Annotated in this window: 8 protein-coding genes and 1 pseudogene; 4 read left to right on the top strand and 5 right to left on the bottom strand. The window is 61.8% G+C overall.

Annotated elements, in window-relative coordinates; all coding sequences use genetic code 11:
• Positions 1-115: pseudogene (locus VFA16_RS12450) on the bottom strand (RDD family protein); the annotation flags it as partial.
• Between the two features lie 197 nt (positions 116-312).
• Between VFA16_RS12450 and glnA the strand changes: the two are divergent.
• Positions 313-1,749: a type I glutamate--ammonia ligase gene (gene glnA, locus VFA16_RS12455; protein WP_324968111.1), complete on the top strand. Its 1,437-nt coding sequence runs from the start codon at positions 313-315 to the stop codon at positions 1,747-1,749.
• 8 nt (positions 1,750-1,757) lie between these two features.
• Here glnA and VFA16_RS12460 read toward each other — a convergent pair whose 3' ends face one another.
• Positions 1,758-2,726 carry an NmrA family NAD(P)-binding protein gene (locus VFA16_RS12460; protein WP_324968106.1) on the bottom strand — a complete coding sequence of 323 codons (969 nt, stop codon included), beginning with the start codon at positions 2,724-2,726 and terminating at the stop codon, positions 1,758-1,760.
• Positions 2,727-2,811: 85 nt separating this feature from the next.
• Entirely contained in the window at positions 2,812-3,303 is a 492-nt protein-coding gene (locus tag VFA16_RS12465; RefSeq protein ID WP_324968112.1) for a YkgB family protein, read from the bottom strand.
• A 399-nt stretch (positions 3,304-3,702) separates the two neighbouring features.
• Here VFA16_RS12465 and VFA16_RS12470 point away from each other — a divergent pair, with 399 nt between their 5' ends.
• On the top strand, positions 3,703-4,518 hold the full coding sequence (locus VFA16_RS12470) for an LLM class F420-dependent oxidoreductase (RefSeq protein WP_324968107.1): 816 nt from the start codon (positions 3,703-3,705) through the stop codon (positions 4,516-4,518).
• A 35-nt stretch (positions 4,519-4,553) separates the two neighbouring features.
• Positions 4,554-5,504, top strand: a complete 951-nt coding sequence (locus tag VFA16_RS12475; RefSeq protein WP_324968113.1) for an NmrA family NAD(P)-binding protein — start codon at positions 4,554-4,556, stop codon at positions 5,502-5,504.
• A gap of 274 nt (positions 5,505-5,778) precedes the next feature.
• Here VFA16_RS12475 and VFA16_RS12480 read toward each other — a convergent pair whose 3' ends face one another.
• Together VFA16_RS12480 and VFA16_RS12485 are read right to left on the bottom strand one after the other, a co-directional pair.
• Complete coding sequence (locus VFA16_RS12480; protein ID WP_324968108.1) at positions 5,779-6,237, bottom strand: hypothetical protein; 459 nt, start codon at positions 6,235-6,237, stop codon at positions 5,779-5,781.
• 31 nt (positions 6,238-6,268) lie between these two features.
• Positions 6,269-6,781 carry a DUF2231 domain-containing protein gene (locus VFA16_RS12485; protein ID WP_324968109.1) on the bottom strand — a complete coding sequence of 171 codons (513 nt, stop codon included), beginning with the start codon at positions 6,779-6,781 and terminating at the stop codon, positions 6,269-6,271.
• 321 nt (positions 6,782-7,102) lie between these two features.
• Here VFA16_RS12485 and VFA16_RS12490 point away from each other — a divergent pair.
• The coding region (locus VFA16_RS12490; protein WP_324968110.1) for a DoxX family protein at positions 7,103-7,370 on the top strand (268 nt) is incomplete at its 3' end.

Raw genomic sequence — 7,370 nt, forward strand, 5'->3', positions numbered from 1 at the left:
ACGAACCCGGCCCACTCTCAGGCAGGCCGAGCGCCTCACCGGGGTAAGCCGATGAGCGGCCGGATTGGGGCGGTTGTGGCGGGCCAGAAAGCCACGATGCCATCGCGCGGGCCATGGCCCCCACAATACGGCCGAGCCGGCCTGGTACTAGTTACCAATGACCGGGGCGCGTAACGTCAGCGCAACATAGGGTTGACCCTTGGGCAACATGGCCTCCATAGCGTTCGGTCGGGCCATCGTCACGGCCAAGTAAAGGAGAGCGCTTCAATGACCGCAATAGACTCGAAGCCCGCAGTAAAGGAGAGCGCTTCGGTGTCCGAAAAGACGGCCGACGACATCATCAAGCTCATCAGGGATGAGAAGGTCGAGTTCGTCGACGTCCGGTTCTGCGACCTTCCCGGGATCATGCAGCACTTCACGATTCCGGCGTCGGGGTGCGACGAGAGCGTTTTCACCGACGGGCTGGCCTTTGACGGTTCGTCGATCCGCGGCTTCCAGTCGATCCACGAGTCGGACATGTATCTGCTGCCCGACCCCGACACGGCGATCATCGACCCGTTCCGCGATGCCAAGACGCTGAACCTGAACTTTTTCGTGCACGACCCGTTCACCCGCGAGCCGTACTCGCGGGATCCCCGCAACGTGGCCCGCAAGGCGGAGAACTATCTGATCAGCACCGGCATCGCCGACACCGCATACTTCGGCCCGGAGGCCGAGTTCTACATCTTCGACTCAGTGGCCTTCGACTCGCGGATCAACGGTTCGTTCTACGAGGTCGACGCTATCTCCGGTTGGTGGAACACCGGCGCGGCGACCGAGGCCGACGGCAGCCCCAACCGCGGCTACAAGGTCCGCCCTAAGGGCGGGTACTTCCCGGTCGCGCCCAACGACCAGTACGTCGACCTGCGCGACAAGATGCTGACCAACCTGATCAACGCCGGCTTCACGCTGGAAAAGGGCCACCACGAGGTGGGCAGCGGCGGTCAGGCCGAGATCAACTACAAGTTCAACACGCTTCTGCACGCGGCCGACGAGCTGCAGCTGTACAAGTACATCATCAAGAACACGGCGTGGCAGAACGGCAAAACCGTCACCTTCATGCCCAAGCCGCTGTTCGGCGACAACGGCTCCGGCATGCACGTCCACCAGTCGTTGTGGAAGGAAGGCGACCCGCTGTTCTACGACGAGGTCGGCTACGCCGGCCTGTCCGACACCGCCCGCCACTACATTGGTGGCATCTTGCACCACGCGCCGTCGCTGCTGGCGTTCACCAACCCGACCGTCAACTCCTACAAGCGGCTGGTGCCCGGCTACGAGGCCCCGATCAATTTGGTGTACAGCCAACGCAACCGGTCGGCGTGCGTGCGGATCCCGATCACCGGCACCAACCCGAAGGCGAAGCGGCTCGAGTTCCGCTGCCCGGACTCGTCGGGCAACCCTTACCTGGCGTTCTCGGCCATGCTGATGGCAGGCCTGGACGGAATCAAGAAGAAGATCGAGCCGCAGTCACCGGTCGACAAGGATCTCTACGAGCTGCCGCCGGAAGAGGCCGCCAACATTCCGCAGGCGCCGACGTCGCTGGCCGCGGTGATCGACCGGCTTGAGGCCGACCACGAATACCTTACGGAGGGAGGCGTTTTCACGTCCGACCTGATCGAGACGTGGATCACCTTCAAGCGCGAGAACGAGATCGAGCCGGTCAATGTCCGGCCGCATCCCTACGAATTCGCGCTGTACTTCGACGTGTAGCCAGCAACCTAAGTTTGACCTGCGTTGACGCGGAAATTAGGCCGATTCTCTTTACCGCGTCCAGGCGGCGGCGCCGTCGGCCACGGGTCGGGCGAAGAAGTGAACATGTCCTTGTTGGTTAGGACAAACTGTTCAACTGTCATGGGCTTCTTTTGTCCCACCGTTTCGACGATGTCGTTGGTTCCTGCGAAGACGCCGTTGCGGTAGTCGATCGCCACGTTTCTGAGGTGCTGCAGAAGGTGTTCATGGCTGCCTGCGGCGCGTAGCCGCGCGGTGAAAGCCTCGATGGTTATGGGGTCATACCGTACCGGGCGCCCGAGGGCTCGCGAAACTGCGGCCGCAATCTCGTTGTGATGCATCTCGACAGGCCCGAAGAGCGGGTAGATCTTTCCGGCGTGTGGCTCGGGGTCGGCGAGGATGGCCGCAATCACATACGCTTGATCCTCGGCCGCGATAGGCGCGTGCCTTCCGTCGCCGAGTGGCAACGGCAACACGCCTTCATGGTCTGTGAAGATGCCGTACAACGGCAGCCATTCGGAGAAAAACGTTGGGCGTAGGTGCGTTACGGCGAACGGTGCCCACTCCAGCCATCGTTCGGCCAGCCAGTGGTGACGCGCCGCGTCACTGCCGGCATCGTGGCGCGCGGAAATTTGCGACATGTTGAGGATGGCCTTAACGTCGCATTCTCGCGCGGTTTGCCCGAAAATTGCGGTGGCCTCCAGCAACCGCGGCCGGATTGGATATGCGAAATACGCACGGTCGATACCGTCGAGAGCCGTTCGGACAGAGGAGAAATTGAGCAAGTCACCTGATAGCACCTCAGCACCCATGGTTGCCAACTGCTGTGAACGTGCATCGTGGCGATGCACGAAAGCGCGTACCCGGTAACCACGTTCGAGAAGCAGACGGACCGTATGCCGACCCGTTTTGCCTGTGGCGGCTGTAACTAGGATTGGCTTTGCACTTCTATCCCTCATCCGAGATCCATTCCTGTACGTAAGTGGGTTCTCACACCGGCTGGGCACCATTGCGAGGCGGATGCAGCATCAGCACGTTTCATAATCATTCGCGCCAGTTCCGGCTGATTGAGTCTGACCTCGCCGCGCGGATGGAGTCAGCCAGCGTCCAGAACGACAGACCCAGAAGAGGGATGTCTTTCAGCAGGAATTCGCCGGTAAGGGACAGGGCGGGGAAACCGCCCCCGGCCGGCTCACTGACCTCCGGGGTGGTGAACAGGAAGCTGATCGTCGCCAGGAACAGAACGATGGCCAGGACGCTGCCCGCGATAGACAGCTTCGCAGACAGCGGCTTGATCGCCAGCAGCACCGCAGCGACCAGTTCGAATACACCTAGAAACGCCGAGAACGTGTACACGGGAAAGATGTGGTACAGCCAGCCCATGAACGGACTATTGGCGACCAGAGGCTGTATCTGGTGGGCCTCGAAATTGGCGAACTTCAAGGCGCCGATCCAGCCGATGACGATCACGAGGCCGTATCGGCCGACCACGCTGGCGATGGCATCGACTGCAGAGGTCGTCGGAATTCGGCGGATTGCAGCGTTTGTCTGGGTTCTCACGGTCGCTCCCTTCGTCAAGGCAGTGCGGCGGTCTGCCGCTTAGGGAGACAACGCAACCGGCCGAAGAAGTGATGGCTACGGACCTACGCTCATTGCTACTGACGGCCATAAGCTGTGCCGATAACCGGCCGGCATGCTGGGCAGCCAACCCGCTTCCTCACTGTCACGGAACTACGCCAACTCAACAATTTTGTTGCGGTCGTCGACTCGCAGCATCGGACTTTCTCGTTTCTCCCTGCACTCACACCGGCCGGCAGTTTTTGCTTATGGCCTCCATTAGCAACCGAAATCGAGAGCCGGGCATCGCCTCACGCTCCGAAGCGTTGTGTGGTTCGACCGCGCGTGAGGCGCGCCGCGGAAGTCAGGAGGGCAATCGTGACGAATACCATTCGGGTGGGCGTTCAGCTCTGGCCGGGCGGCACTCCGGACTACCGGAGCTGGCGAGACGCAGTGATCCAGGCCGAGGAGCTGGGCGCCGACGCCATATTCGGATATGACCACTTCCATAAGCCCTTCACCGTGCCATCCGAAGACGGCCTTCCTGAGCTGTCGCCCGAACAACCAGAAGTCAACAACTTCGAAGGCTGGACCGCACTGGCGTCTTGGGCTGAAATCACCGACCGTGCCGAGATCGGCCTGCTAGTGACGGGGACCGGCTACCGCAACCCCGATCTGTTGGCCGACATGGCGCGCACGGTCGACCACATCAGCGGCGGTCGACTGATCCTCGGCCTGGGTGCGGGTTGGTACGAAAAGGACTACACCGTTTACGGATACACCTTCGGCACCGTCACGTCGCGGATGGACCTGTTCGAACAAAGCCTGGACCGCATCGAGCGACGACTGACACAACTAGTTCCACCGCCGGTGCGAACTATTCCCATCCTGATTGGTGGCATGGGCGTCCGCCGTACCTTGCCCATCGTCGCCAAGCACGCCGACATTTGGCACACATTCGCGAGCGTGCCTGAATATCAGCGTAAGAATGCGATCCTCAAGGATCTCGTCGCCTCGGCCGGGCGTGACGAGAAGCAGATCGAGCGAGCGGTGCACTGGACGGGACGCGACACCGCCGACGCTTTCCGTGAGGAAGGTGTCACCCTGTTCACCACCGAAATCCACCCCACCGACAGTGGATACGACTTTTCTGAGCTTAAGGACATGATCGCTTGGCGAGACGAAGGCCGCTGACGACACCTGTTTCCCAATACACCGATTGGACTGTGATGCCGGAAAACCCTATTGGTTCCACCATTTTGGTAATTGGCGCAACCGGCCGGCACGGCGGCACCGGGCGTACCGTCGTTGACGGAGTGTTGGCGCGCCAACGCAACGTTCGAGTGTTGGCGCGAGCTGACGACGAACGCACCGCAGCATTGCGCGAACGAGGCGCATCAGTCGTGATAGGAGATCTCCACGACCGCAACACTTTGCATGCTGCAGTCGACGGTGTGGCGGCGATCTATCTCGCTTATCCGATCGCCGCGGGCATCGTGTCGGCGGCCGCAAACATCGCATCGGTTCTCGTGGAGGCGGATCAGTCTCCACACGTCGTAGTGATGTCGATGGCTGTCTCGTCGCATCAGAGCCCGAGCATGCTTGGACAGGCCCAGGCTGTCGCGGAGGAAGTACTCATGTGGGCGGGTTTGAATCCGACGATTCTGCGGATCGCCGCGTTATTCCACGAAAATGTTGTCATCTTGCACGGGCGCTCGATACGACAGCAGTCGATCATCGCGAACAGCTTCGGCGATGCTCGGGCACCATGGATCGCTGCACGCGATGCGGCCGAATTGGCAATTCACCACCTCCTCAATGACGCACCGCGCACCGCCACTGTCAGCTATCCGCCGGGCGCGGAGGCGCTCAGCCATAGGGAAATCGCAGAGATAATTTCCGCCGAAACAGGCCGTGTGGTCACCTACCAGCCGATCCCGTACGAGCAATGGAAGCATGCGATGGAACGCGACGCCGTCGTCAACGGGCTTGACGTCGTTAATAGCGCGATGGCGCAGCATATCTCGATAATCGGTGCGGGCTTCGCCAACGGTAAGGCACCCACAATCCATCCCGATCCACAAGCCCTCACCGCCATGCTGGGACGTCCACCGTTAACCTTCTCCCAATTCGTACGGGAGCGCATCGGCGACTTCACGGATGGCGTCAAGCAAGGGTAAAGCGAACAACGCGGCTCATGCGCCACGTTGCATTACGCAACGTCCGTGGACGCGATGTGCCCTGAAAAGGCAAGCCGGTTGTGCATCGATTGCGCTGATCCGGCTGCATCGCAAGTCTATTGCGATCAGTCCGGCCTAGCGTTCGTCCAGTTGTTTTAGTCGTCAATTGGATCCCAGCAAGGTGGCGGTCGAGCAGCGCGTGCGGCGCCACCTCAGGCAGCCCGGCCCGCGCCGTCGTGAACCGCCAGCGGCCCGGACGTCGTCTGGAGAGGCTCTAGCGGGTTCCGATGCCGATCATGGTGAGCACCACGAGGACGAGGGTGGTCACTGCCAGTACCCCGTGGGCACCCACGATGGGGACAGGAAAGGAGCGCTCAGGCGGGTGGTCACCGGAGGCCATTGCCGGTTGCTGGCTGCCCGGACTGCCCGGACCGACTTCTGCGTGCCGGCTGCGGTAGGTGGGCACCCATAGCGCGAACATGGTCAATCCGCCCACCGCGGCCAATGCCAGCAAGATCAACGCCGCCCAGCCCAGGGGGCGCTTGTCCACTGCCAGGTAGATGATCCAGAGCACCAGCCCAGCAGCCGCCAGTAGGAAATGCCCGAAGATTAGTGCAGGCGGGAACCTGGTGGCGCTGGCGCGGCGATGCCCCCCGCCGCCGACCCATTGGGCGAGCATGTAAAAGCCGCCGCCGGCGGTCAGGATCCATAGAACGAGTGCCGAGATAGCCATGATTCATGTCCTTCCTATGACGGTGGTGAAGTCAAGGGCGGAAAGCTTCGATTTGGTCGGCTTCGCGCGCGACTCGGACTCCGTAGCGGTAAGACAACATGCCACCCAAGAATCCGGACACCCCCAGCAAGGCGAGACTGCACGCCGATAGCACCAGCGGTCCTAACCCGACCGCGACGGGTTGGGTGTAGCTGCTGTGGCGCCAGATGAAGTTGACGACGTAGGCGGTGACGATGGCGACGTTCAGCGTCATGTGCAGCAGGGCGACCCGAAACGCCGGGGTGCCGGTCGGGATGGCCAGCAGATCCAAAAATCCGATGATCGCCGCTAGCAGCGCGCCGATGACACCGATCGCGATCAGCCATTCTGACCCCTGTGTCAAGAAGCCGGGGGCAGCCACAATGTGTGAACCGATGTCGAACACCAGGCTCGCGACCCAGGCCCCGATCGGCACCGTTACCAGGATGGGATGAAACGGGTGCCCATAGGGTCCGGCCAACACCGCGCTGACCGGTTCTTTGGCCTGTTCGACGTTGGTGGTCATCGCGTCCTCCGCGCTGTCGGTCTTTTCGCTAACCGATGTGGATCCTGCCGGAACAGGCGCTTTCTTGCGCTGGGAATGCCTACCCCGTCAGTGTTTGGCTAAACCTGGCGGCACCGCGGCTCGGCGCTAGCTGTTGACTTCCGCATCCCAGTCCGGCCGCAGTGCGGCCGCATTAGATCGACAACCGCTTTGAAGAGCCAACACCCCAACGCCCTGTCGTGTTGGTTTGTCGAACAGCGAGCCCAGCTAATAGCACAAACCTCGGCACGAAATTCGCGCTGTACTTCGACGTGTAAGAACGGGTAGCCGTATCGTCGTCGCATGACGACGCGCAACCTGGAGGCCAGGCTCGGGACCTACTCGCCGGTGGCCCTGACGGTTTTCCGCGTGGTGGTGGGACTGCTGTTTCTCTGCCACGGCCTGCAGAAGTTGATCGGCTGGCCGGTGGGACCGACTGTCCCGGTCGGCGAGTGGCCGTTCTACTACGCGGGGTGGATCGAGACGATCACCGGTGCGCTCGTCGCGCTGGGACTGTTCACCCGGGCCGCGGCTTTCGTGGCCTCCGGGGAAATGGCGGTCGCCTACTTCA

This window comes from Mycobacterium sp. (assembly GCF_035653355.1).
GTDB lineage: Bacteria > Actinomycetota > Actinomycetes > Mycobacteriales > Mycobacteriaceae > Mycobacterium.

What these genes read in the sequence shown, in the direction of transcription:
- VFA16_RS12460 (WP_324968106.1), bottom strand. Translation starts at nt 2,726, where the DNA reads ATGAGGGATAGAAGTGCAAAGCCAATCCTAGTTACAGCCGCCACAGGC.
- VFA16_RS12475 (WP_324968113.1), top strand. Translation starts at nt 4,554, where the DNA reads ATGCCGGAAAACCCTATTGGTTCCACCATTTTGGTAATTGGCGCAACC.
- VFA16_RS12485 (WP_324968109.1), bottom strand. Translation starts at nt 6,781, where the DNA reads ATGACCACCAACGTCGAACAGGCCAAAGAACCGGTCAGCGCGGTGTTG.
- VFA16_RS12480 (WP_324968108.1), bottom strand. Translation starts at nt 6,237, where the DNA reads ATGGCTATCTCGGCACTCGTTCTATGGATCCTGACCGCCGGCGGCGGC.